Origin of the sequence: Novosphingobium sp. FKTRR1, assembly GCF_020404405.1 — a bacterium.
Taxonomy (GTDB): domain Bacteria; phylum Pseudomonadota; class Alphaproteobacteria; order Sphingomonadales; family Sphingomonadaceae; genus Novosphingobium.
Genome location: NZ_JAIZDA010000001.1, coordinates 242325 through 267470, shown reverse-complemented (window position 1 = coordinate 267470; position 25146 = coordinate 242325). Strand labels below are relative to the sequence as shown.

At 65.8% G+C, this 25146-nt stretch carries 25 protein-coding genes; 7 read left to right on the top strand and 18 right to left on the bottom strand.

The features are described from left to right. Positions 1-7 precede the first annotated feature (7 nt). From LDN95_RS01085 to LDN95_RS01075, 3 genes are all read right to left on the bottom strand, one after another. Positions 8-2509 (bottom strand): TonB-dependent receptor, encoded by a 2502-nt coding sequence (locus tag LDN95_RS01085; RefSeq protein ID WP_226015772.1) that lies wholly within the window; start codon positions 2507-2509, stop codon positions 8-10. A 145-nt stretch (positions 2510-2654) separates the two neighbouring features. Beyond that, on the bottom strand, positions 2655-3581 hold the full coding sequence (locus LDN95_RS23265; protein WP_226015771.1) for a helix-turn-helix domain-containing protein: 927 nt from the start codon (positions 3579-3581) through the stop codon (positions 2655-2657). A gap of 103 nt (positions 3582-3684) precedes the next feature. Further along, a complete protein-coding gene (locus LDN95_RS01075; RefSeq protein WP_226015910.1) occupies positions 3685-4809 on the bottom strand; it encodes a cobalamin-independent methionine synthase II family protein in 1125 nt (374 codons plus the stop codon). Positions 4810-4928: 119 nt separating this feature from the next. On the opposite strand from LDN95_RS01075, the gene LDN95_RS01070 reads away from it, so the two are divergent. The 4 genes from LDN95_RS01070 to LDN95_RS01055 all read left to right on the top strand — a co-directional run bounded on the left by LDN95_RS01070 (position 4929) and on the right by LDN95_RS01055 (position 8008). Continuing rightward, positions 4929-6320, top strand: coding sequence for an aminomethyl transferase family protein (locus tag LDN95_RS01070; RefSeq protein WP_226015770.1), 1392 nt, complete (start codon positions 4929-4931; stop codon positions 6318-6320). Between the two features lie 77 nt (positions 6321-6397). Continuing rightward, on the top strand, positions 6398-7108 hold the full coding sequence (locus LDN95_RS01065; protein WP_226015769.1) for a nuclear transport factor 2 family protein: 711 nt from the start codon (positions 6398-6400) through the stop codon (positions 7106-7108). Positions 7109-7115: 7 nt separating this feature from the next. Continuing rightward, a complete protein-coding gene (locus LDN95_RS01060) occupies positions 7116-7514 on the top strand; it encodes a nuclear transport factor 2 family protein (RefSeq protein ID WP_226015768.1) in 399 nt (132 codons plus the stop codon). Continuing rightward, on the top strand, positions 7511-8008 hold the full coding sequence (locus LDN95_RS01055) for a DUF3237 domain-containing protein (protein ID WP_226015767.1): 498 nt from the start codon (positions 7511-7513) through the stop codon (positions 8006-8008). Before LDN95_RS01060 ends, LDN95_RS01055 begins: the two co-directional genes overlap by 4 nt. A gap of 4 nt (positions 8009-8012) precedes the next feature. On the opposite strand, the gene LDN95_RS01050 is transcribed toward LDN95_RS01055, so the two are convergent. The 3 genes from LDN95_RS01050 to LDN95_RS01040 all read right to left on the bottom strand — a co-directional run bounded on the left by LDN95_RS01050 (position 8013) and on the right by LDN95_RS01040 (position 11296). Then, entirely contained in the window at positions 8013-8948 is a 936-nt protein-coding gene (locus LDN95_RS01050; RefSeq protein WP_226015766.1) for an NAD(P)H-binding protein, read from the bottom strand. After that, positions 8948-10429, bottom strand: coding sequence for a carotenoid oxygenase family protein (locus LDN95_RS01045; RefSeq protein WP_226015765.1), 1482 nt, complete (start codon positions 10427-10429; stop codon positions 8948-8950). Before LDN95_RS01045 ends, LDN95_RS01050 begins: the two co-directional genes overlap by 1 nt. A gap of 66 nt (positions 10430-10495) precedes the next feature. After that, a complete protein-coding gene (locus LDN95_RS01040; protein ID WP_226015764.1) occupies positions 10496-11296 on the bottom strand; it encodes a CmcJ/NvfI family oxidoreductase in 801 nt (266 codons plus the stop codon). 150 nt (positions 11297-11446) lie between these two features. Between LDN95_RS01040 and LDN95_RS01035 the strand changes: the two genes are divergently transcribed. Continuing rightward, the gene (locus tag LDN95_RS01035; RefSeq protein ID WP_226015763.1) at positions 11447-11860 is read left to right on the top strand and encodes a dihydroneopterin aldolase; all 414 of its coding nucleotides are present in this window, start codon (positions 11447-11449) and stop codon (positions 11858-11860) included. A gap of 141 nt (positions 11861-12001) precedes the next feature. Beyond that, positions 12002-13144: a hypothetical protein gene (locus LDN95_RS01030; protein WP_226015762.1), complete on the top strand. Its 1143-nt coding sequence runs from the start codon at positions 12002-12004 to the stop codon at positions 13142-13144. Here LDN95_RS01030 and LDN95_RS01025 read toward each other — a convergent pair. Continuing rightward, positions 13099-13644: a hypothetical protein gene (locus LDN95_RS01025; protein ID WP_226015761.1), complete on the bottom strand. Its 546-nt coding sequence runs from the start codon at positions 13642-13644 to the stop codon at positions 13099-13101. The two genes, LDN95_RS01030 and LDN95_RS01025, sit on opposite strands and share 46 nt — an antisense overlap. Positions 13645-13756: 112 nt before the next feature. Between LDN95_RS01025 and LDN95_RS01020 the strand changes: the two genes are divergently transcribed. Continuing rightward, a complete protein-coding gene (locus tag LDN95_RS01020) occupies positions 13757-14668 on the top strand; it encodes a cell wall hydrolase (RefSeq protein WP_226015760.1) in 912 nt (303 codons plus the stop codon). Between the two features lie 13 nt (positions 14669-14681). Here LDN95_RS01020 and LDN95_RS01015 read toward each other — a convergent pair whose 3' ends face one another. From LDN95_RS01015 to LDN95_RS00965, 11 genes are read right to left on the bottom strand one after another with little or no spacing between them, the layout of a single operon-like run. Then, positions 14682-15557 (bottom strand): general secretion pathway protein GspK, encoded by an 876-nt coding sequence (locus tag LDN95_RS01015; RefSeq protein WP_226015759.1) that lies wholly within the window; start codon positions 15555-15557, stop codon positions 14682-14684. Beyond that, a complete protein-coding gene (gene gspD / locus LDN95_RS01010) occupies positions 15557-17683 on the bottom strand; it encodes a type II secretion system secretin GspD (RefSeq protein ID WP_226015758.1) in 2127 nt (708 codons plus the stop codon). Before gspD ends, LDN95_RS01015 begins: the two co-directional genes overlap by 1 nt. Further along, positions 17680-18210, bottom strand: a complete 531-nt coding sequence (locus LDN95_RS01005) for a hypothetical protein (RefSeq protein WP_226015757.1) — start codon at positions 18208-18210, stop codon at positions 17680-17682. Before LDN95_RS01005 ends, gspD begins: the two co-directional genes overlap by 4 nt. Further along, positions 18170-18721: a type II secretion system protein GspM gene (gene gspM / locus LDN95_RS01000; RefSeq protein ID WP_226015756.1), complete on the bottom strand. Its 552-nt coding sequence runs from the start codon at positions 18719-18721 to the stop codon at positions 18170-18172. The genes LDN95_RS01005 and gspM overlap by 41 nt, the downstream gene beginning before the upstream one ends. A 2-nt stretch (positions 18722-18723) precedes the next feature. Then, positions 18724-19764 (bottom strand): PilN domain-containing protein, encoded by a 1041-nt coding sequence (locus tag LDN95_RS00995; protein ID WP_226015755.1) that lies wholly within the window; start codon positions 19762-19764, stop codon positions 18724-18726. After that, positions 19761-20450 (bottom strand): prepilin-type N-terminal cleavage/methylation domain-containing protein, encoded by a 690-nt coding sequence (locus LDN95_RS00990; RefSeq protein WP_226015754.1) that lies wholly within the window; start codon positions 20448-20450, stop codon positions 19761-19763. Before LDN95_RS00990 ends, LDN95_RS00995 begins: the two co-directional genes overlap by 4 nt. Next, positions 20447-20821 (bottom strand): hypothetical protein, encoded by a 375-nt coding sequence (locus tag LDN95_RS00985; protein ID WP_226015753.1) that lies wholly within the window; start codon positions 20819-20821, stop codon positions 20447-20449. The genes LDN95_RS00990 and LDN95_RS00985 overlap by 4 nt, the downstream gene beginning before the upstream one ends. Next, on the bottom strand, positions 20818-21285 hold the full coding sequence (locus LDN95_RS00980; protein WP_226015752.1) for a Tfp pilus assembly protein FimT/FimU: 468 nt from the start codon (positions 21283-21285) through the stop codon (positions 20818-20820). Before LDN95_RS00980 ends, LDN95_RS00985 begins: the two co-directional genes overlap by 4 nt. Further along, a complete protein-coding gene (gene gspG / locus LDN95_RS00975; protein ID WP_226015751.1) occupies positions 21269-21721 on the bottom strand; it encodes a type II secretion system major pseudopilin GspG in 453 nt (150 codons plus the stop codon). The genes LDN95_RS00980 and gspG overlap by 17 nt, the downstream gene beginning before the upstream one ends. Further along, positions 21721-22944 carry a type II secretion system F family protein gene (locus LDN95_RS00970; RefSeq protein WP_226015750.1) on the bottom strand — a complete coding sequence of 408 codons (1224 nt, stop codon included), beginning with the start codon at positions 22942-22944 and terminating at the stop codon, positions 21721-21723. Before LDN95_RS00970 ends, gspG begins: the two co-directional genes overlap by 1 nt. Further along, entirely contained in the window at positions 22941-24686 is a 1746-nt protein-coding gene (locus tag LDN95_RS00965) for a GspE/PulE family protein (protein WP_226015749.1), read from the bottom strand. The genes LDN95_RS00970 and LDN95_RS00965 overlap by 4 nt, the downstream gene beginning before the upstream one ends. Positions 24687-25146: the final 460 nt, after the last annotated feature.

Sequence of the window (25146 nt, the reverse complement as noted above, 5' to 3'; positions counted from 1 at the left end):
AGGATATTCAGAAGGTACGCTTGATCGTCACCGCCCAGGTGCGCGGCAGGCCGGGCGAGCCGGTGATCGTGCCGAATGCGGCCTTGGTATCCTCGACCGTGACATAGTAGTACTTGTTGAACACGTTCTGGACTTCGAGCGCGACCTGCCAGTCCTTGTCGTTGGTGGTGTAGCTCAACCGCGCGTTGCCAAGGAAGCGTCCGTCGATCTGGTTCGACCGGTCGTTGAACGCATCGGTGTAGATCGTCGATTGGTAGCTGCCGTCGAACCGCACACCGATCGTGCCCGGCTTGATCGTCCAGTCATACTGCACGCCGAAGCTGTAGTTCCACTTTGGCGTATAGGGCGTGACATTGGCCAGCGGCACGCCCGAGGCACCGGTGTCCTTGTACTTGAAGTGCAGATAGCTGAGCGAGCCGTCGAGCGTCAGCCCCTCGACCGGGCGCAGCGTGGTCTCGAACTCCAGACCCCAGACATTGGCCTTGCCGACGTTGGCCGGCATCAGGCACGGCGAACCGGGGCAGCGCGTCAGCGTCAGGATGATGTCGTTGTACTTGTTGACGAACAGCGACCCGTTCAGGCGCAAGCGGCGGTCGAACAGGTCGGCCTTGAAGCCCGCTTCATAGGTGGTCAGCGATTCCGGCTTGAACGCCTTGACCTGATTGCAAGGCGCTGCCACGCCCGGCGGCAGGGCCGAGCATTCGCCCGATGAAGGCCCGAAGAACGGACGCGGGTTGACGCCGCCGCCCTTGTAGCCGGTCGCTGCCGAGGCATAGACGAACAGTTCGGGGCTGAAGCGGTAGTCGGTCTCGATGCGCCAGTCGGTGCGCTTGCCTTCGAACGTGCCCTGAATGTTGTACAGGCCGATCAGCAGGCAGTTGGGCGAATTGCCGATACCCGTCGGCCCGGCGGTCGGCTTGCCGAGGAAGAATTCGCACGGCAACGGGCCGGGGACGGTGCCATCCGGGTTGGACCGGAAGTAGGTGTAGACCTTCTTGTCCCAGCTTTCGCGGATGCCGCCGGTGATGCCCCATGCGTCGGTGACGTGGAAGGTGCCGTTGAAGAACAGCGCCTTCGACGTCGATGGGGTGGTGTCCGGCCCGTGCACGAAGTCGATCCCGGCATAGTTGAGATCGACGCGCGCGTTATAGGTGCCGTTCTGGTCGAAATAGAACCCGCCAAGCGTATATTCGAAGCGCTTGTCCATGAAGTTGCCGTTCAGACGCAGTTCCTGGCTCCATGCATGGTGGCGCAGCACGTTGTCGAGCTGCGACACAGGGATCGGCGATCCGTCCTGATCGTAGCCGAACTGCATCTTGTACTTGCGGTACGACGTGATCGACACGAGCTTCAGGTTGTCGGCCAGCGAGGCGGTGATGTTGCCCATCAGGCCCCAGCCGTCGAAGGTCTGGTGGTTGGTGGCCGAATAGGGCTTGAACGGCGCCTGCGAAGTCGGCGTGCGCGCATCGGTGAACGTGGCGTAGTTGATGAAGCGCCGGTCATACCCGGCGGGGGGCGTGTCGCAGCTTGTCGAAAACGCGGTGGTGTTGGGCACGAACGCGCAGTTGTAAGGCACCGCCGCGCCGTTCTTGCCAGCGAGCCAGGGGATGCCTTCGGGCGTTGTCGCGGCATTGTTGGCATAGAGCAGCACTTGCGCGCCGGCATCGTTGCGCTCGCGCGTGTAGTCGCCCGACAGGTTGACCTCGATATCGGGCGTTGCCAGCCAGCGCAGCGCCAGCTTGCCCGCCGAGAACGAACGCCCGCCCAGAGTGCCGCGCTCCACGCCGTTGCCGATCGATCCGTTGGCCGGAACGTTCGAGCCCGGATGGGTCAGCGCATAGTCGAGCAGCTTGACATAGCCGTCCTGGTTCTTGGTGGCACCCGACAGGCGCGCAAAGAAGTTGTCGGTGATCTTGAAGTCGGCAACGCCGCGCACGTCCAACCGGTTGTAACTGCCGTAGGTCGCCTGCAGCGAACCGCCGCCGTTGCCGTCGGGCTTCTTGCTGAACAGCTTGATCGCGCCACCGATCGAGTTCTTGCCCGCCAGCGTCCCTTGCGGACCGCGCAGCACTTCGACGCGATCAAGGTCCATCAGGTCGAGCAGCGAGCTGGACAGGGTGGGGATGTACACGTCATCGACATAGATGCCGACGCCCGGTTCGAGCGCGTAGTTGAAGTCTGTCTGACCAATGCCGCGGATGAACGCGATCAGCCCGACGCCCCCGGTCTGGCCCATCGGCTTGAGCGTGACATTGGGCGCCTGATTGGCGATCTGGGCGATGTCGGTCTGGCCGCGCGCTTCAAGGATCGCCGCGTTGACTGCGGTGATCGCCAGAGGTGTGTCCTGCAACTTTTGCGCGCGGAACTGCGCGGTGACGACGATTTCGGGCGTTGTCGCCGGAGCGCTGGCCGTTGCGTCTGCCTCGGCCGCGAAGGCTGGTGCAGCAGCGCAGCCAAGTGCCAGCGCGGTTGAACAATAAAGAAAATGCCGTCCCATCGACTTGGTCATCATACCCTCCACATTTTGTTATTTTGTAAAACTTTTTAGCAAGTGCCGGGCCGAACCGCGTGAATGAGCGCGCAAGCTGATCGGACAATCGCGCAAGGACTGGTCTCATTTGGCAATCGGAACGCTGTTCGCAGATCCACGCCGCTTAGTGTCGGCGGCGGTATTCGGTCGGGGTCATTCCAAAGCGGTCCTGAAAGCGGCGGGCGAAGTGACCGCTATCGGTAAAGCCGCAGTCGAACGCGATTTCGGTGATCGGCACGTTGCGGCGGATCGCCAGATCCTCGGCGGCAAGGCTCATCCGGCGCTGGGTGATGGCGTGGCGCGGCGTGGTTCCGGCTCCGGCGGCGGCGGCCTGCAAGGTGCGCAGCGGAACGCCAATGGCCGAGGCGAGGCTGGCCGGGGTCAGCGCCGGATCATGCGCATGGACGGCAATGGCCGCGTGCATCCGGTCGAGCACGCCGCTGCAATCCAGCCCATCATCGCGCGCGCCGCACAAGCTGGCGACGATCATCGTGGTCAGGCTGTCGGCATAGGCCGCCGCCGAGGCCGGATCGAGATCTTGCCCGCCTTCGCGCCACAGCGACAGCACGAAGCGGTGCAACAGGCGACTGGTCGGCAATTCGCGCGGGATTGACCGGGCGATGCAATCGTCAAGCCCGGCGATGCGGTCGCCCAGCCTGTCGCGGTCGATCTCGACCACCAGCATCTGGTGTTGCGAGGCGACGTCCCAGCAATACGCATCCTCAGCCGCGCACAGCACCAGATCGCCAGTGCGCAAGGTCACTTCGCGGCCGCGTTCGGTCAGGGTGGGGGCGGTTTCCTGCGCGATATGCAGCACGACCCGCTGCCGATCCATGTGGCGCACGGCTTCGGGGCGGCGGCGCACCGTGACGCCGCAACTGCGCGGCCAGATCATCGTCAGGTCGCCCAGCCGCCAGCGCAGCATTTCGGCGGCAAAATCCTGCCGCATCGTGTCGACGACCAACCCGTCATAGGTTTCGCCGACGATGCGGTTCCAGAAATCGAGCCGTCTGCCCGGCGCTTCTGCTTGTGTCGAGAACCGTTCGATCACACCCCTCGCTCCTCTCCCAAAGCCGGTCCCAAAGCCGGTCCCAAAGCCGGTTTTACCGCGCGTTCGCCCGTTGTTCGGGTCTTGCGCGCGGACCGTCGCAATTTCAGCCCGCGCGCGCGGCGGCGATGTCGGCCCCCTCGCGCAGCGCGCGCAACTTCTTCCAGGTCACCGCCGGATCGATCTTGCCGTAACCGGCAAACGTGCCGAACCCGCAATCGGTCGAGGCGACGACCCGGTCGGTCCCGACGATGGCGATGAACCGCTCTAGCCGCTGCGCGATCAGTTCGGGGTGTTCGACATAGTTCGAGCAGGTGTCGATCACGCCGGGCGCGAGCACTTTGTCATCGGGAAGGTCGGCTTGCGCCCAGACCTTCCATTCGTGTTCATGGCGGGGGTTGGCCGCCTCGAACAGAATGGTCGATGGCCTTGCGCCGAGCACGATGCCGATCACCCGCTCAAGCGGAATGTCGTGATCGTGCGGGCCTTCGTAATTGCCCCAGCACACGTGCATCCGCAGGCGGTCGGGGGCGATCCCGGCGGTTGCCGCGTTCAGCGCCTCGACATTGGCGGCGGCGATCTTGAGGAATTCGGCCTCGGACAAGTCCTGATACCCGGTGTGCCGTGACATGGCGAGGTCCGGGCAATCGAGCTGCAACTGGAACCCGGCGGCCACGATCGCCTCGTATTCCGGCCGCATGGCATCGACCAGATCGGCCAGATAAGCCTCATGGCTGGGATAGAACTGGTTGGGCTGGAACGCGGTGATCAGGCCCGGCGAGGCGGCATTCATGAAGCCTTGCGCGGGCTTGCCGTCCATTGCCGCGCTAAAACGGCGGATGTCGTCGAGCGCGGGCTGCAGGTTGACCAGCTTTACTTCGCCGATGCACGCAGCGCGGACGAATTCCTGATCGCCCATCACTGCGGCCAGTTTGCGCCGGAAATCGGGCAGGGGGGCAAGGTCGAGCGCGGGCTTGCGCGGAACGTCACCGCCAAAGCCGGAAAGCCGCTCGGTCATGTACGTGGAATAGCCGACCTTGCCCAGTTCGCCGTCGCTGACGACACTGACACCGGCGGCGATCTGCGCATCGACGGCCGCGGATACGGCGGCGCCCACCGCTGCGTCGAACGCGGCCTCGTCATAAGCCTCGCCATGGTCGCGCGCGAGCAACAGCGGCACCAGTTCGTCACCGCGCGGCAGGCTTCCGACATGCGTCGTTGCGATCTGCACCATCGATCCGCTCCCAAACTTTTGCAGCCGGACTTTTTGCGGCTTGCAATTTGTATGCTTTACTAACAAATATTCGGCGAGGCGCAAGCGCGCAGAATCACAAGCAGGAGAGGTTTTTCATGTCCCAGACGCTCGAGTCGATCCTTGCGGATGCCGGCGATATCGTCACCTTGTTGCGCAACCAGCAAGTTGGTCCGAACGTCTATCCGGGTGTTCCGGCGGAATTTTCCAACTGGCGTGACGAGCAGCGGGCATGGGCTGAAACCTGCGTTCTGTTCAACCAGAGCTATCACATGGCCGAACTGATGGTCGAGGGGCCGGGCGCGTTCGATTTTCTCAATGGACTGGGTATCAACAGCTTCAAGGGCTTCGTCCCCGATCGCGCCAAGCAGTACGTGCCGGTTACGCCCTATGGCCATGTCATCGGCGACGTGATCCTGTTCTACCTCGCGCCCGAAAAGTTCAATCTGGTCGGCCGCGCGCCGACGTTGAACTGGCTGTTGTTTCAGGGTGAGGGCCGCAGTGACGTGACCCTGACTTATGACGAGCGCACGGCTGCGCGGCCCGACCCGGAAAACCGCCGCCACTATCGCTATCAGGTGCAGGGCCCGAATTCGGCCAAGGTGATCGAGGCGGCGACCGGCGCCCTCGCGCCCGACCTCAAGTTCTTCAACATGACCTGGCTGACCATCGGCGGCAAGCAGGTGCACGCGCTGCGTCACGGCATGGCGGGGCAGCCGGGCTATGAACTGATGGGCCCGTGGGAGGATCGCGATGCGGTCCACGCCGCGCTGGTGGAAGCGGGCAAGCCGTTCGGGCTGACGCTCGTCGGCGGCCGGACCTATTCGTCCAACACGCTGGAATCGGGCTGGATTCCTTCTCCGCTGCCGGGAATCTACACTGGCGATCTGCTCAAGCCCTATCGCGAATGGCTCTCGGCGGGGCATTACGAATCGCGCTGCTCGGTCGGTGGCAGCTATGTGCCCGACAGCGTCGAAGGCTATTACCTGACGCCGTGGGATCTGGGCTATGGACCCTTCGTCAAGTTCGACCATGACTTCGTTGGGCGTGAGGCGCTCGAAAAGATCGCGGCCGGTCCGCACCGCCAGAAGGTGACGCTGGCGCTTGACGACGAAGCGGTGTCCGAGGCGATCTATGGGCAGTTCGGCAAGGGCAGCCTGCGCCCCAAGTACATGGAATTCCCCAGCGCGGTCTATGCCATGCACCCGTTCGACCGGGTGGAAAAGGACGGCAAGCTGATCGGTCTGTCGACCTGGATCGGCTATACCGCCAACGAAGGCAAGATGCTGACGCTGGCGATGGTCGAGCCTGAATTCGCAACGCCCGGCACCGAGATCGAACTGGTCTGGGGCGAGCCCGATGGCGGCACCAGCAAGCCCACCGTCGAAAAGCACCGCCAGATCACCATCAAGGGCGTGGTCGCGGCGGTGCCGTACTCGGAAGTCGCCCGTACCAGCTATGCCCCCAGCTGGCGCAGCAAGACGGCCTGAAATCACCTGGCCGGGCGCCATCCCCAACGGAGCGCCCGGCACCCGGTTGCCAAGACAAGAAACATGGAGAGGATATCATGACCGAACTTGCCGCGCTTGAAGCGCGCATCGTCAAGCTGGAGCACGATCTGGCCGTCCAGCAGGACATCGACCAGATCCGCCGCGTGCAGTACACGTATGGCTATCTGATCGACAAATCGCAGTACAACGAGGTCGTCGATCTGTTTTCCGAGGATGGCGAGGTCTGGTTCCTTGGCGGGATCTATCGCGGCAAGGCCGGGGTCCGCCGCCTGTACATCGAGCGCTTCCAGAAGCAGTTCACGCAAGGCCACAACGGGCCGCGCTATGGCTGGCTACTTGATCACCCGCAGTTGCAGATGGTCATCGACGTTGCGCCCGACCGCAAGACCGCAACCGTGCGCGGACGCTCGATGATGCAGGCGGGTCTGCACGAAAGCGCCGAGGGCAACCAGCGCGCCTGGTGGGAAGGCGGCATCTACGACAACCGCTATGTCCGCGAAGACGGCGTATGGAAGCTGCAGCGGCTGGGCTATTTCCCGTTCTGGCATGGCACGTTCGCCGATGGCTGGGCCAAGACGCCAATCGACTACATCCCGTTCACCAAAGTGCTTTACCCCGAAGATCCGCTGGGCCCCGACGCCTTTGTCGAACCTCGCACCCGGCTGTGGCCGGCCACCGATATCGTGCCGTTCCCCTATCCCCACCCGGTGACGGGTGAGCCGATCGTGTGCGACAACAGCCGCGCACGCGAAGGTTTCAAGGACTGACACAACGATGAGCGAGGCCCTGTCCCTGCTGCTCGACGAACGGGCAATCGAGCGATTGCTGATCGACTATGTCGCGCACAACGATGCCGGTGAATGGGAGGCGCTGGCCGCGCTCTATGTGCCCGATGGGCGTATGAGCCGGCCGACCGCGCCCGATGCCTTCATCGAAGGGGCAGGGGCCATCCTCGCCGCGTTTCAGGCGCGCCCTCCGCGCACGACGCGGCATATCGTGGCCAATGTGCGGGTCAGCGTGGCGGGGGATGAGGCGATGGCGAGTAGCCAGATCCTGCTGTTCACCGCTGCCGGCCAGCCCCCGCTGGTCGGCACCTATCAAGACCGCCTGCTTCGCACCGCTGCCGGTTGGCGCTTTGTCGAACGGCGCGGCAGTCTGGACTTTGCAGCATGACTTTTTCCACGCTCGACCAGCCGGTGCTTGAATTCGCGTTCGAGTGCCGCCTGTTGTTCACCCGCGTCTTTGCCATTCCCAACGTGCACAACGGCGGCTTCCGTTCTGCCGTGCTGGTGGACGAAGGCCGCTTCGAAGGGCCTCGCCTGCGCGGGCGCGCGGTTCCCAATTCGGGCGGCGATTATGCCCATTTCCGCGATGACGACACCGCCGTGTTCGATGCACGCTATCTGTTGGAAGTGGATGACGGCACGATCATCTACATGCAGAACCGAGGCTATCTGTGGGGGCGCAAGCCCGATGCCATGGCCCGCTTGCGCGCCTGGGCCTTTGAAGGCGGGCCACCGGTGGCGCACGAGGACTATTACCTGCGCGCCCAGCCGATCTTCGAGACGCCCAAGGGCCCGCACGACTGGATGACCCGCCACGTGTTCGTCGGCGTGGGCGAGCGCAAGCCAGACGGCAATCTTGTGCGCTATTACGCGCTGACCTGAGCGATCAGCCTGCTGGTCGAGCGGCAGCGCGGAGGAATTCCACGTTGTCCTCGATCATCTCGCGCGTCGAACGTGGCGGGCGACCGAGCAGGCGTTCGACATCATTGCCGCAGATCGCAAGGAAGCCTTCGCGGATTGCCCGGCCAAACGTGACCATGTCGTCGCTGTTCCAAGGGATTCCGCCAACGAACTGGTCGTCAACCGGTCGGCGCGGGATGCCCATGGCGTCGAACATCGCGTATTGCGTGGCATCGTCCACGGACCGGTAGGTCAGCGGAATGCCGGTCACTTCGGCCATCGTGGCGGTCACTTGCGCAAAACTTTCCAACGCCGGGCCGGTAATGTCATAGACTTGGCCTTCGTGGCCATCGCCGGTCAGCGCCGCCACGGCGCACAGCGCGCAGTCCTCGCGCCAGACCATCGCCTCCAGCCCCTCGCCCGCGTTGGTGACCCATGCGCCGCTGGCCATCACGCCCGGACCTGCCATCAGGATCATCGAGTCCGCATAATGCGCATCGCGCAGCATGGTGAAGCCAAGTCCCGAGGCGCGGATCAGCCGCTCGGTCTCGATGTGGTCATGGCGCACTTCGGCGGGGTTTGCCGGATCGTCGATGCCGATGAAGCTGGTGTACAGGACATGCCCGACGCCTGCGGCGACTGCGCCATCGACGGCGGCGCGATGCTGCACCACCCGCGCGCCGACCCGCGTGCCCGATATCAGCAGCAGCTTGTCAGCCCCGGCCAGTGCCGTGACCAGCGTTTCGGGCTTGTCATAGTCGCCATATCGCACCGCGCAGCCCTGCGCCGCGCGGTCGGCCAGCTTGGCCGGGCTGCGGGTGATCAGGATCAGGTCCGCCGCCCGCCCTTGCGCGACCAGAGCGTCGGCCACGATGCTGCCGTACTGGCCCGATGCCCCGGTGATCGCTATCCGCGCACCCATCAGGCCGCTTCCGCCTTGGCCGCAGCGATCTGCGCGGCGCTGACCCACCAGCCATGGACTTGCGGACGGGTGCGGTGGGGCAGCGTGACTTTGGCCACCGGGCCTGCCTCGGGCTGGGCGGCGGCGATGATCCAGCATTCGTGGACGAAGCTGTCCGGTCCCGTCTGGTGATCGACGACGGTCAGCAGCCAGCCTTCGTGGCCGCTTTGCGCCGAAGGCACATGCACCGGCTCGTTGAAGCAACTGCCCATCGGCAAGGCGAGCGCGCGGGGCTGGGCGCCGGTGAAGTCGAGCCGCAGCAGCACGTCGAACATGGCGCCGACCGGCCCGCCGAACACCGGTGGACCGCGCCGTTCGGGGTTCATCGTCAGCATCCACGCATGGGTGTAGGGGCGCCCCTGAACCGCAGCAGGGATCACCGGAAAGTCGCCCGGAGGTCCGATCACCGTTTCGGCAATGGTGTCGGCGCTGCCCTTGGGATCGACCGTCCAGCGCGCCAGCCTGCCGTTAAGCTCCCACTGCTCCAGCGCGATGCCCGATGCGGCGCGGATGAACGGAAACGCGTTCGAGTCGGACAGGCACTGGTCGAAGTGGATCAGCCCGTCGGCATCCTCGAACGCGTTCATCATGTGGTAGCACGAGACCCCCGCAGGCCCCCGGAACCAGCGGATTTCAGAGACATCGCCATAGCGCGGCAGCACGCCCAGCCAGCTGTCGACCGATTGGTCGTGCAGCCAGTGCTCGCCGCCCGCCTTCAGCCGGTCAAGTTCGCAGGTCGTCGGGTAGATCGGGAACAGCGCGTAATTCTGCGTGATGGTGAAGTCATGCATCATCGCGCAGTAGGGTGCTTCGAACCACTGCTCGCTCGTCAGCGCGCCGTCGCGGTCGATGATGAAATAGGCGATGGTGCGCGTGGCAAGGCCCGCCGCCTCGTATCCGAACACGAACATCTCGCCAGTATCCGGGTCGATGCGGACGTGCGCGGTCATCGTTTCGGACCTCAGCAATCCGCCGAAGTCGTAGCGACCCAGCGTTTCCAGCGTGGTTGGATCGACGCGATAGGGGCGACCATCCTCCTTGGTCATCAACAACTTGCCCGCGTGCCACACCGGCGTGGTGTTGGCGACGGTGCGGTCGAGCCCGGTGGCCTCGGGCTTGTCGGTGAAGGGGTTGCGATACTTGCCGAACAGGGCGTGGCCTGCCGCCACTTCGGCCTGATGGCGCTGCGTGGCGACATAGCGTGCGGCGGCGCTTGCCGTGCCATCGCCAAAGCGGATGGCCGAGACCATCCCGTCGGCCGACAGGATCGCGGCGGCATCTTCCATGAACGGGGCAAACGCCGGATCGGGCACCGCGCGGAAAAAGGTTCCGGTGACCTCCGGCGGGATCGTGCCTTCGACAGGCAGCGCGGTGAAGTCGAATTCGGTACCCAGCGGGGTGTTGAGCCCGATGTAGTTCGGGTCTTGCGGGAAGCCGGTCATTGCCCTCTCCATTTATAACATTTGTTATGATATTTGCCCGCAGGACACGCACTTGGCAAGAGGGTTTCAGGCAAACCAGAAGGCAACGGCGCGCATTTCGAGCGAAGCGCGCGGCGTGCAGCCGGCCGGCGCCAAGGGGTTGTCGAAGGCCACGTGCGGCGCCGGGTTGCCGCGCACACTGTCGCTGCTCTTGAAGATCAGTGCCTCGTCGCGGGTCATGTCGGGAAACCACACCCAGCGGTGCGCCGGATTGGCTGTCATGACCCACGAATCGAAGCGCCATTCGGGGCCGCCGGGCGGATCAAAGATGGCATCGGCCACGATCAGGTCATCCGGGCCGACGCTGCGCGCATCGCACACCGCCAACGGCACATCCTGCGGCGGCCCGCTGAACGTGCGCCAGACGTTGTAGTGGGCATAGCGGGCCGCAACCTTGCCCTCCGGGCAGGATCTTGCGGCGAAACCGGCCGAAGTCTGCGCGGTGGCGTCAACATGGACGAAACGTGCCGGGTGCGAGTTGTCGCGGCTGCCCGCCCGGCCTGACGCTTCGCTGAAGCGCACGATGCCGGGCGAGGTCACGATCACCTGATCGGCCCCGGTCTGCGCAAGTAACAGTGCAACGATCTCGGCCGAATGGATCGCGGCCACCTGCGCGGCATCGGTGAAGTCCTCCACCGCGCTGACATGCGGCACCAGCGCAAAGCCTTCGCGGTCGAGCAAGCCGGGTTGCGCGCGCCCATCGGTCAGCGGCATCGGCTGCGGGTTCAGCGGCACCCGGTCGTCATGATGCGCGTTGGCGTAGTAGTATGGGCGCTCTGGCCCGCTTGCGACATAGTTGATCGTCGCCACCACCGGCTGTGCTGCCATGGCCAGTCCTCCTTTGTCCCATGCCGCCGACCTGTCCCGGTCGTGCGATCGACAAACTGTGCCCGCCGCGATTGCCATTGTCGAGAATTATAGTAAGTCAGACATACAATTCTGCCCCATCGGGGCGGGCAAGGGATGGGGAGAGTGGTGTTGACCGGCAAGCCTGCGCGCCTTGTTGCGACAGAGCGGGAGAGCGCGCCCATCGTCGCGCCCGTTGCAGCGTATTGTCAGGTCATGCTCGATGACATTCCGGTGCATGCCGACATCGGTGTGCTGAGCGCGGAGATCGGCGTGCAACAGCCGCTGTTCGTCCATGTCACGCTCGACGTCACCCCGCCCGAGGCCGACGAACTAGACCAGACCTTTGACTATCGCGGCATCCATGCAGCGACGCAGGCGCTGGGGCAGGAGCGCATTGCCCTGATCGAGACGTTCGCCCGCCGCCTTGCCGAACACTGTCTTGCGGATCGGCGGGTGATGGTGGCCGAGGTCCGGGTGGACAAGCCTCGCGCCATTCCAGGCAGCATGGCGCGCACCCGGATACGCCTCACGCGATCAGCCTGAATGCCATCAATCAGGACAAATCCGCGCTTCGTCATGATTGCGTAACACGGAAAGGGTTGGGGCAGGGAAGATGTCTTCGGGCAAAGGTCCGCTGGCGTCCCGGTCATTTTGCCCCGAACACCTTTCAAGGCGCCGATCCGTATGCATACCGCTGACGTCTCCATTCTCGCCAATGCGCTCGACGGAACCCTGCCCGATGCCGTGCTGGCGGTGCCATCGATGATGAGCCTGAAGGAACGCCTGCTGCTTCAGGCACTGGCGCAGCACGAATATCGCGGCGATGGCGTTATCGTCGATGCCGGGGTGTTCTGTGGTGGTTCGACGTTGTGCCTTGGCACGGGGATCGAAGGCAACCCGGCGCGCGATGCCATCCTGGCGCGCTGGCCGCAACCGATCCGCACGTACGAGTATGGCATCGTCAACCCCGGCATGATCCCGTTCTTCGAGCGCCACAATGTGGCGGGCGACTGGCAGGTGGGCGAAAGCTTCGAGGCCTATCTGCGCGGCAACATCGCGCCGGTGGCCGACAAGGTCGAGCTGACCATGGGCGACATCTCGCTGGCGACGTGGGACGGCGCTCCGATCGAGATCATGTTCCTTGACGTGGTGAAAAGCCACGCGATCCAGATGGCGGTGCTGCGCACTTTCATGCCGCACCTTCTGGTCGGCGGTATCCTGTTGCAGCAGGACTATTTCATCGATGGCTTGCCGTTCCTGAAGATCATGCAGGAGCATTTCGCGGACCATTTCGAGTATCTGGGCGAAGTCTGGTCGCTGGGCATGTTCCGCCTGATCAAGCCGTTCGCGCCCGAAGCCTTCGCGACCGATCCGATCCCGGCGATGACGCTCGAATACAAGCTGGAACTGCTCGACCGCACGCGCGATCGCAGCATCGATCCGTTCCGCCGCCTGTTGTGTGATCTGGGCAAAGTGCGGTTCCTTGCCTCGATCGGCGAGAATGCCCAGGCGGTCGCGTTGCTGGATACGCTGCCCGAAGCCTACCCGGCGCAATTTGGCGATGACCAGTTGCCACGCATCCGCAATGCCGTACGCGCGGCCACCAATCGCGCGCATGGCAAGGCAACCACGCCGCCGCGCCTTGTCCGTCCGGCGTTTCCGGTGGAAGCTGCCGCGCCGGTGCTTGCAGAGCCGGTGGCGGCTCCCGTCATTGGCGAGCCGCTGAACACATCAGCCGTGCTGGAAAAGCCGGAGCCTGCGCGCCCCGGCTTCTTCGCGCGTTATTTCCCCTTCTTGCCGCGCAGTTCGACCGCGCAGGTTCCCTGATAAAGCGCCTTTTCATCGAAGTGCGTCAGCTCGCTGGCGCGCAGCATGAACAGGTTGGCGGTGCCATGCGCTTCGTCGATCGGATTGATCACGATCACGTTCATCTGCGGATCGCGGATCATGCCGGTCAGTTCCACCCGGTCGGGCCACATGTCGATCACCCGGTCGAACACCGGCTTCACCTGCGGCGCGATATGATCGGGATCGCTGAGGATGCGCGTGCGCGGATCGACCTTTTCCGGCGGATCGACGGCCTCGGGCGGGGGCGTGGTCCGGCGCGGGATCGCGGGCAATTCCAGCGCAAAGGCGTGGGTGCTGTCGAACTTCAGCTCCGAAGCCTTCTGCTCGCGGCTCGGATCGAAATTGGTGATGTGGCCAAGGCGGCAGGTCAGGATGCGGTGTGGCAAAAGGTTGGGCGCTGGCGCTGGCTTGGCGAGGCCGGAGAGTGGTGCACAGCCGATCAGCAGCGCGGCGATGACAGCGATCTTGCGGTGGGGCATCGTGGACTTTCCGATAGGCCCGCGCACGAGTTGGCGCGGGAAAAATGCTTCGCGCCCCCATTGCGCGCCAATGTGTCAATCAAATGAAACATTGCTGCCCCAAGGGCGAGGCATGACGGGGGTTTCCGATATGCTGCGCACACGCCAGCCGGGTTTGCTGTGGGCACTGCTTGCAGCGGCCTTGGTGGCGTTGCTGCCGATGGCGGTGCAGGCGCAAGGGCTGGCCGTTGCGGGCCTTCCGGTGGTGCCCGCAGGCGCCAACCCTGTCGGCGCTGCAAACCCTGTCGCTGCCGCCAACCTTGCCGTGATCGACCGCGCCGATCCCTCGCTGGCGGGGACCATCGCCACGGCGCCGGCCTTGTTCACCGGCTCGAGCGATCGCCAGCGGGCGGTCGACTGCATGACCGCAGCCATCGCCTATGAAGCGGGCAACCAGCCGGTTCAGGGGCAGGAGGCGGTCGCGCAGGTTATCCTCAACCGTATGCGCCATCCGCGCTTTCCCAAGACGGTCTGCGGGGTCGTATTCTCTGGCTCGGACCGGACGACCGGTTGCCAGTTCACCTTTACCTGCGACGGCTCGCTTTACCGGCGGTTGCGCGCGGAAACTTTTGCCACGGCGCGTGCGGTGGCCCTGTCTGTGATCGACGGGATTTCGCCCGACCGGGTCCATGGCGCCACGCACTACCACGCCGACTATGTACTGCCGTACTGGGCTGCGACAGGCACGGCGGTTGCCAAGATCGGCGCACACATCTTCTATCGCATGCCGGGCGACGGCGGGCCGGGCGCGGGCGATCCCGTGCTCACCAGCGGCGAGCCGTCGGTGGCCCTGCTAAGCCGGGTCGTGTCAAGGCAACCGCGCCGCCCGGTTCAAGCAGTGGTGCGCAGTGCCGCGCCCGTCGCGCGGTCGCTGTTCGCCCCGTGGGGCCTGCCGGTCAACGGTCTGGCGGCCAATGCCAGCAATCCCGGGGGCGGTCTTGCCACGGCCGGTTTGCGGCCAGCGGGACTTGGCCTGCACCCCTGAGGGTTCGTTTCGGCTAATGCCAGGCGCGGATCAGGAACGGATGTGCGGCATTGGCGGTGATGATCACTTGCGCCTCACGATGCGCGCGGCCACCGCCCGATAACACCGCATCCACCGCGATCGTCAGCGGGCGACCGACCAACGCCTTGGCATCGCCGAAGCCCAGCGCGGTGCGCTGTCCCGCCTGTTCGCGCGCAGCCGCGATGGCGGCGACCGAATCCGCGCCGCCTTCGGTCATCACCGCGATCGCGCGCGGATCGGCGTGCGCGGGATCGAACGACAGCGCATCGGGATCGACGCTGACGAACGGCGCCATCCGTGCCGCCAGCACCGGCCCGATGCCCCGGATGCGCGCGAGTTCGCCGAGCGATTGCAACCCGCTGTTGCGTGGCGCTATCCCGAATGGCGCGTAATAGGCCGTTTCGGCGCCTATCGGCCGGACATCCTCATCGTCGTCGATCCAGTCGAGCAACGAATCGCGCGCGGTTTCCAAAGCTTCGCCTTGCAGACCGAGTTGTTCGAACAGGCGGGTGACCGTGGCGTCATCGATCGCATTGAGCGGGATCTTGCCCTTCTCATCGACGATCCGCGCGCTCAGTTCCGCCGCTTCATAGGACAAGACGCGGGTTCGGCCATCCAGCGCGTCGATCGCCGCCGGGTCGCGCGAAACGAGATCGTGCAGCGTGATCGCGATGCCCGCATCGGCGGCCGCCAAAGCCTTGGCGCGCAGGATCTCGCCGCGTCCGGTTTCGATCTGGGCGCGGGTGGCGGTCAGCGCCGTGACCGCAATCCCCGCGAACAAGGCCAGCCCGACCACCGCCGCCACCAGCGCATAACCGGCTTCCGGTTCTTCGACCGGCCGATCTTCGTCAGGCGGCGGTGCGCGCATCAGGGAATCCGGCCGGTGGAGCGGAAGGGTTCAAGCGTGCGCAGCTTGGCGCGCAGTTCCTCGGTCACCGCGCGGCCATCGTCGGGGGTGTGCAGCACGTGCGGCTTGAGCAGCACGACCAGTTCGGTACGCTTCTGCACCTTTTGCTGGGTGCCGAACAGCCCGCCCAGCACGGGGATCCGCGACAAGAACGGAATGCCGTTGCGGATCAGCTGGTTGTTGTCGCGAAACAGGCCGCCCAGCGCGATCACCTGATTGTCGGGAACCGCGACCGTGGTGGCGATCCGCCGGGTGGAGATCGTCGGCGTCTGCTGCTGGGTCTGGCTGCTGGAACTGGCGGTGCTGACGTCGCTGACTTCCTGGCTGACGTCCAACTGGATCACGCCGCTGGCGTTGACGCGCGGAGTGATCTTGAGGATCACGCCGGTATCGCGGTATTCGATGGTGTTGACGATCGAGGTCGTGCCGGTCAGGTTGGTCGCCGAACCGGTCGAGATCGGCACCTGATCACCCACTTGCAGCGCTGCGGTCTGGTTGTTGAGCACCAGCAGCTTGGGCGCCGAGACGACCTTGACGCTGGTGCGTTGTTCCAGCGCCTTCAACGAAGCGGCGATGCTGCTTCCGGTGTACGAATAGCTGAACGTCGTGGCGCCGCCCGGCGCTGCGCTGGCCGTGCCAACGCCAAGCGTGTTGCCGTTGCTGGCAAAGTTCCACTGCACACCATAGCCGAGATCGTCGTTGAGGCCGACTTCGGTGATCGCGGCTTCGATCATGACCTGCGTGGGCGGCAGGTCGAGCTTGCGCAGCGCATCCTCGACAACCGCGTACTCGCGCGGGGTGGCATAGATGATGACCGCGTTGTTGACCTCGTCCGAGGTGACGTGCGTGCCAGAGTTGCCCGGTCCGCCGCCATTGCTGTTGTTGCTGCCGAAGCCCTGACTGTTCTGACGTTGTCCGCTGCCTGACTGCCCACCACCCGATGCACCGTTGACCGAAGGCGGCGGGGCCGGTTGCTGGCCAAAGCCGTTGGCAGCGGATGCGGGGTTGTCGCCTTCGCTGCCCCCCGAACCGCCTCCGGAGCCATAGCCCGCGCCGCCACCGCTCGATCCGAAGGCGGCGTTGATCGTCCGCGTCAGGTCGCGCGCGCGGCCGTTCTGGACGCGGTAGACATAGATCCGGGGCTCGGTGCTCTGGCCTTCGCGGTCAAGGATCTCGATCCAGCGGCGCACGTCCTGCAAGTATTGCGGGTTCGTGCTGATCGCCAGAATGCCGTTGATCTGATCCATCGCCAGCAAGCGTACCAGCCCCCGCGTCGGCGAATCCGGGGCGTTGATCAGCTTGTCGAGCGAGGGGACGATCAGCCGGGAATCGGTCTTTTGCGGCACATAGAGCGCAAAGCTGGTGTTGCGCAGCCAGTCGACGTCGAACTGGCGCAGCAAGTCGCGCGCGCTGCCGCGCTGGCCGGTGGTGCCGCTGATGGTGATCGTGCCGGTGCCGGTATCGGTCGAGGTAACGACGCCGGGCAACAGCGAATCCAGCACCTTGCGTACTTCGTCGGCGTTGATGAAGCGCAGCGAGATCACTTCGCTGCCGAAACCCGCCACATCCTGCGCGATCGGCGCGCGGGTGGAGGCGGATGCCTGAATCGCATAGCCACCGCCCTGCGGCACCAGCGCCATGTTCGAAGCGCGCAGCGCGTCTTCGAGCAGGCCGATCAGCGCACCGCGCGATACCGGATAGGGTGTGACGAACGACACCGGCCCGCTCAGCCCCGGAGCAATGGTGAAGTTCTTGTGCAGCAGATCGCCCAGCACGGTGGCGGCGACCACGCTGACATCGGCCTGCGGCAGGTTGAGCGAGATGTCGCCCCTTGCCGGGGGGGTGGTGACCGGGCGCGTGACCACCGGCATGGTGGTTTCACCGGTCAGGATGGTCGAACGGACATGTTCGTCGCGCCCGGCATCGAGCGCGGCCTGCGCCAGTGCGGGCACCGCGATGACCGGCGGAGTAGCGGCTTCGTGGACCCTGTCGTCGGTGATGTGGCCGAACTGGGGCACCGGCAGGACCGGCGTCGCGAGTGCCGGTGCGGTCAGCAGCGACGTAATCAACGGGCGCGAGATCATCATTGTTCTTCTTCCGCAGAGGAATTGGGGCTTTGGCCACCGGCTGCGACCGCGCGGGTGCCATAGGGAACGGTAAGGGTTTCGCCCGAGGGACGGGCAAGGCGGGCACCACCGTGGTCGAGCCCGACGATGCGCCAATCGGCCACGGTTCCGCCACGCGCGACATAGCGGACGGAACGATCGGGCATCTGCACGACCGCAAGCATTGCCCCGCGCCGCCGCAGTGTCCCGGCAATGATCGCGCCGCCAAGCGGATCGGGCGGCGCAGTCGTGGTGGAGCCGGCCCCCGCCCCCGCGGTGGGCGCGAACAGCAGACGCTGCGCCAGTTGCGGCGGAACCGATACGGTTCCGGGCTCTCCGGGCAGCGCAGGCATGGCGAGGCGTGCAGGCGCGCCTGCCGGTGGCAGCGAGATGCCGCCCGGCAACAGCAGTTGCACGACAGCAAGGCCGCCGAGCAGCGGCACGAGCAACGCCGGAAGGCGCGCCGGGCTACCGTGCGGGGGCAGCGAGAACGGGAATCGAGGCGTCAAGCTGGACATCCAGGGTTACGGCGTGGGCGACGATCAGCGCGTCATCTGCACCGACCACGAGCGAGGGTATGACAAGCGCAGGCCGTGCGTTTTGCGCCAGCGCCAGCAGGCGGAACAGTTGCTCGGAACTCAGCCGGGCGCGGATGCGGCAGGCGGCGGTTCCTTCGGCGGCGGGCAAGTCCTCCGCCCCGCGAAAGTCGCCGCCGACCGCCGCGACCTGGGCCTGAAGCCGTTCGCGCAACTGTTCGGTGGCGGTCGCCTGGTCGGGTGCGCGCAAGGCAAAGCCGGCCAGCGCGCGCTGGCGGCTCTCGGCCTGGCGGCGCAGGCGCGGGATCGCCGCGATCATCCGGTCGTTGGCAGCATAGCGCAAGGCAAGATCGGCGCGCTCGGCGGCGCGACCGGTGAAGCCTGCCACGACCGGCCCGATCACCAGCCATTGCACGGCGACGAACAGTGCGATCAGGATCATGACCGCGACAAGGCGGGATTCGCGGGGCGATAGCGCGCGCATGTTCACTGTCTTTCCGTCTTGGCGACCGGTCTGGCCGGGTCGGTACGGACGATGATCTCGAACGGCTGACCCAGCGGCGTGGCGGTGGTGGCGCTCGACGATGACGCGCCGTCGCCATAGCGCACGGTGACGAACCCGGCATGGCGCAATGCGCCCGAGACGTCGGCATTGGGCGGACGGAATCCGGTCAGGCGCAGCGAGCCATCGCTCCACGCCATGCGCTGAAGCCAAGCGCCGGGGGGCAGAGCTGACTGCAGCCGCGCCATCAGCGCCAGCGGCTCGGCCCGTTCGCGACTGGCGAGCGCGGCGGCGGCAAGCTGGTCTGCGCGGTGCATGCGGCCGGTGATCTGGCGCACCGCCATCATGCCGGGCTGTTGCGCGGCGACCGCTTCGGCCATGGCATCGCGTGCGGCAACATCGCGCCAGACAAGCAGCGCGATGTTGAGCGCAAACAGAAAGGCGACAGCCGCCCACCACCGCAGCGCCGCGCCGCTGCGGTCGGGCAACAGGCCCGCCCGGCGCAACGCGGGCAGCAGATCGATCGGCAAGCCGCGCTCCACCTTGACGAGCAGGCGAGCCGGTTCGCGTGGTGCAGCCTTGATTGCGGCGGCAATTGCGGTGGCAAGCCCGGTTGGCAGGCCTGCCACGGCAAGGTCGGCAGCTTGGGCTTCTGCGCTGTCGGGCGCTGCGGAACCGGGCTGGGCCTGTCCGGCTACGATCATCGCCCCGCCGCCGAACGGCATCAGCCGGTCGGCATCAAGCTCGATCAGGCGTTGCAGTTCGCGCCCGCGCACTGGCGGCAACGGCACCCGCCGCAACAGCGCAACGCCCTCGGGCAGCACCGCAACCCACGCCCCGCGCGGTTCATCGGCGAACGTCTGCTGGTCGGGATCGAAGCGAATTTCGGCAAGGCTGGGAGAAAGCCGTGCGCGCAGACCTTGCGGCACCATCGCGCGCAATTCGTCGGTCCACCAGTGTACCGCGTCAGCGATCCAGCCGCCAAGGGTCTGCATGTCGGCATCGAGCAACCCGCGCGAACTCATGACTTTGCTCCGCACCGATCGGCGCGGGCGACGGCCGGGCAGGGCGAGGTGGTTGCCCCGCGCGGATGGATCACCAGATCGGGCCATGTGCGCCGGTCGTCATCGGCAAAGCGCACGTCGATCTGCACCAGCAGCGGCAATTGCGGCCGACTGCCCCAAGTGCGCTGCCATGCCGGGCCATCGGCTGCCGCTGGTTGCGGGCCGTAATAGCGCAGCTCGAACGCTTCGGTTCCCGCGAGCAGACGGGTAGCCTGCCAACCTTGCGTTTCGGGTGCGCGGGGATCGATCATGGCATCAAGGCGGTTGAGCGTGTAGAGCATCAGGTCTCCGGCAGTGTTGCGGACAAGCCGATAGCGCCAGGGCGCATCGGGGCTGGCGCGGTCTGGCGCGTTGGCGACGAAATCGAGCCGGATATCGTTGCCGCGAAAATCGATGCCCGTTCCGCCGGTCTGGCCATCGCCGAGCGGTGTTGCACTTTCGAGAAGGGTGCGCAGGCGAAACTGCACGCGTTGCACTTCGTCGATGCGGTTGTCGGCCTGTTGGGTGCGGGCGACGGTCTGTCCGATCCGCGCGATCCCCGCCGCAAGCAACGTCGCTGCCACGCCGGTTATCGCCAGCGCCACCAGCATCTCGACAAGCGAGAAGCCGTTGCCGGTCGGCTGTCGGACGATTGCGGGCCGGTTCATGGCTTGATCCGCACGGTCGCAAGCGTCAGCAGCGGCCGCTGCCCGGCGTCGGCGACCGTTACCGTCAGTTGTTCCAGCGGCGCCGGGTCGAGCGGATCAGCCGTGCCATAGGGCTCACGCGCGATGCGCCAGTCCAGACCCTGCGAGCGTCCCTCGGTCGCTCCATCGTCCGCCGCCGCCCGATCGAGCGCGGATTGCGCAACAAGCACCGCCACGCGCCGTTCGGCAACCGCGTGGCGCGTGCGGGCATCCTGTCCGATGGTGGTGAACAGCATCGCGGTGGTGGCCGCGATGATGGCGAGCGCGATCAGCGCTTCGACCAGCGAGAAGCCAAGCTCTTCCGTCTCCGCGTGGCAGTTGCCGAGCGTCATGGCAGCGCCGGGTCGGCCGTGATGATCACCCGGCTGTCGTCGGGGTCAAGAGTGATCCGGCGTGCCCGCACACCCTGATCGATCGTCGCGCGACCGCCACGGGCAGAGCCGTCGGGATTGAACGTGAAACCATCGCGAGGCCAGTCGATCGCCGGACGGCTCTCGGGCAGGGGCAGCGGGGCACGGCCGTTGCCGAAAGCCAGCAGCGTTCCGTCGCCGGCAAGCGTAAGCGTCACCGGGGCGTCCGATGCCAGCGCATCGCCGCGCGCCTGCGCCAAGGCCAACCGCACGGTCGCGGCAACTTCCTCTGCGCCGCGCGCTGCCAGCCGGTGTTGCAAGACCGGAAAGGCGATGCCCGCGACAAGCGCCATGATCCCCACGGCCACCAGCAATTCCAGCAGCGTGAACCCGGCCTCCGACCGATCGGCAATGGGGTGGCCCGAATGCCTACCAGTTGCCGACATCTTTGGCCTCGCCGGTGCCACCCGCAGCGCTGTCCGAACCATAGCTGTAGACGTCGATCTCGCCGTGATCGCCCGGCACCTTGAACAGGTAAGGCTTGCCCCAGGGGTCGTTGAGCGCGCCGGCATCGCCGATGTAGGGACCGTTCCAGGCAGGGTTGCCGCCCGGTGCCTTGACCAGCGCGGGCAAGCCCTCTTCCGCGGTCGGGTAGCGCCCGGCGTCAAGCCGATAGAGTTCGAGCGCGGCGGCGATGTTCTTGGCCTGAACATGCGCGGTCTGCGTGCGCGAGGAGCCGAGGTAGCGGATCACCTGCGGGCCGACGATGGCCGCCAGCAAGCCGAGGATCGCCAGTACGACGAGCAGTTCGAGCAAGGTGAAACCGGCCTCGCCGGGGGTGCCGCCAGTCGTCGGGCGGCGCGTTGCGGAAAGCTTGGACATCAAGGTTGTGCCACTGCCAGATCGTTGAAACCGAGGATTGCGGAAAGAATTGAGGCGATGATGCCGGCCACGGCGGCGCCCAGAATGACGGTGATCGCGGGCGTCAGCAGCGCCACCAGCCGTTCCAGCCGGGTGCGCACGTCGCGGTCGAGCACCATGGCAAGGCGCGAGAGCATCAGCGCCAGTTGCGAGGTTTCCTCACCCGTGCGCAGGAACGACACCGCCATGCGCGGCAGCACGCCGGTTGCGGCGAGCGGCTGCGCCAGACCGCCGCCTTCGCGCACGCCATCTGCTACGCGGCCGACGGCATCGCCGATCACGCTGTTGGCGATCGTGCGGCGGGCAAGCGACAGCGCGTGGGGCAGGGGCACGCCGCCTTCGAGCAGCGCGCCGAGCGTGTGGGCAAACCGGGCGGTGTCGATCCGCCGCGCCAGTTCGCCCAGCTGCGGCACGCCCAGGATCACGCGGTCAAGCACCAGCCGCGCGCCGGGGCGGGCCAGCGCCTGTGCCAGCACGATCCCGCCAAGGCCAAGCCCCAGCAGCAGCCACAGTCCCCACGCGCGCAGGAACCGGCTTGCCCCGATCACCGCCATGCTGGCTGCGGGTAGCTGGCCGTGAAAGGTGTCGAGCAAGTGCTCGAACTGCGGCACCACGAACAGCAGCATCATCGCGATCACGCCGACCGCGATGACCAGCAGCGCAACCGGATAGATCATTGAGGTGACGATGATCCGGCGCAGATCGGCGGCCTGTTCAAGCATCGTCGAAAGCCGCTCCAGCGCTTCGCCCAGACGGCCGTTGGCTTCGCCGGCTTCGGCCATGGCAGCATGGGCCGGGCTGAACAGCGCCGGATTGTCGGCCATTGCGCGCGACAGCGGAGCCCCCTCGCGCACGGCTTTGAGCAGATCGGCCATCGTGGTGGCGGTGCGCGTGTCCTCGATATTGTCGATCGCCAGCGCCAGCGCGCGGTCGAGCGGCAGTCCGGCCTTGAGCAGCACCGCCAGTTCGGCAACCAGCACCCGCGCTGCTTCGGATTGCGCGCGCGAAGGACCGCGCGCACGCCCGGTGCCGGGCCGATCGACCCGCGTCAGCGCGACCGGGCGCGCGCCTTCGCGGCGGATGCGCAGGACCGCATCGGCGTCGCTGGCGGCCACGACATCGCCGTTGACGAGCGTGCCGTCGGCACGGACCGCGCGATAGCGAAAGGTGGCAAGCTCGCTCATTCGCCCGACCCAACCCGCAGCACTTCGGCCACGCTGGTCAGGCCAGCTGCGACTTTGGCATAGCCATCGTGCACCAGACTGCGGTGACCGGCTTCGTGCGCGGCATCCTCGATCTGGTGGGTGTTGGCGTTCTTGACGATCAGGCGCGCGATCTCGTCGGTCACCGGCAGGTATTCGAACACCGCGACCCGGCCCGCATAGCCGGTTCCACTGCACGACGGACAGCCGCGCGGACGATAGATGGTGTCGACCTTGATGCCGGTCGCCTTGCGCAGGGGCTTGTCGGTGGCGACGGGTTCACGGCACACCATACACAGGCGGCGCACCAGTCGCTGCGCCAGTACGCCGGTCAGTACCGAACCCAGCAGAAATGGCTCCGTTCCCATGTCGAGCAGGCGGGTGACCGCGCCAGCCGCTGTGTTGGTGTGCAGCGTCGAAAGGATCATGTGTCCGGTCAACGCGGCCTGTACCGCGATGCGCGCCGTCTCGCTGTCGCGGATTTCGCCGACCATGATCACGTCCGGATCCTGGCGCAGGAACGAACGCAGCGCCGAGGCGAACGTGAACCCGATTGCCGGATGCACCTGAGTCTGGATCACGCCGGACAGCCGGTATTCGATCGGATCCTCTACCGTCAGCAGCTTGCGTTCGACCCGGTTCAGCTCGGCGAGCGCGGCATACAATGTCGTCGTCTTGCCGCTGCCGGTCGGGCCGGTGACGAGCACGATGCCGTGCGGCTTGTGTATGGCCTCGCGCAATTGCCCTGCCAGCGCATCGTCGAACCCCAGCGCGGTCAGATCAAGCGCCAGACCGGCGCGGTCGAGGATGCGCAGCACCACGCTTTCGCCCTCGATCGACGGGGCGGTGGCAACGCGCAAGTCGATGTCGTGTCCGCGCACGGCAAGCCGCAGACGGCCGTCCTGTGGCAAGCGTCGCTCGGCAATGTCTAGCCCGGCCATCACCTTGATGCGCGCGATCACCGAAGTCTTTAGCGCGGCGGGCAGGCGCTGGGTCTCGCGCAACATGCCATCGACCCGCAGACGGACGAGCAAGGCATCCTCGCCCGGCTCAAGGTGGATGTCCGACGCGCGCTGGTCCACCGCATCGGCGATCAGGCGGTTGACCGCGCGAATGGCGGGCGCATCGCTGACCAGATCGCGCAGGCGCTCGATATCGTCGCTGTCCAGCCCGCTTTCGACGACATCGGGCTCGTCGGCGTCCTGCGCGGAAATGCGCTCGATCGCCGCATCGATGTCGCTGGCGCGCGCGACCACACGGTCGACGCGGCGGCCATAGCTGAAGCGGAAGGCCTGCGCCACGAACGGGTCGAACGGATCGACCACCGCGACCAGCACATGCGCATCGTCGAAAGACAACGGCACGGCGCGGATATCGCGCAGGAATGCGCCCGAAAGCGGATGGTCGCCGATGTTCGCGGACTTGAGCTGGGCGGAATTGGCCAGCGGGAGGCCACTGGCTGCGGCCAAGGCCTCGCTCAATGCCTGTTCGCTGGCAAGGCCCAGCCGGGTGACGACAGATTCGAGGCGTTCGCCGCTTTCGGTCTGAACGATGGTGGCGCGATGAATCGCCTCGCGCGTCAGCAGGCCGCTGTCGGCAAGGACCGATGCGAGCGTGCGCCCGGCTCCGCCGACCGTTCGTTGCTCATCCGCAGAATCGGACGACGGCGCGGCGGCCGGGGCGGCGGCCAGTTGGCCGGAGCCTGAATTTCCTTGGATTTGCACAAACTTATCCGCCCCGCCAGCACGTGATGCCATCGCGCACGGCATCAAGCCGCGTCCACCCGCCGATCATTTATGCCTGTAATTAGACAGGAACGTTACAGTCCTCCCACCAAGTTGGGGCGCACTTGGCCGTAACGCGAAACGCGGTTTTGATCGGCAGCCGAAAACAGCCGAGAAACTGGCGAAGAAAACCCCCGTTGAAACAAATGAATCACATTTTTGTCACGGAAGCCGTCTATCTGCGGCGATGCCAAGGTTAATTCCGTTGGCTTGGGGGTGTAGGGGTTCGCACATCATCATTGCATGAAACAGGTTCAACTTCGGGGCTCGGTTCCGGAGGCGATCACGTTCGTGCTCTTGATGATCTGGCATCCTTTTGCTCCGCGTGTTTCGAGTTCGTGGGCAAGCTACTGAATTAACATACCAAAAAAGGACGAGGCGCGGTTCGGCCCCGGTTTCG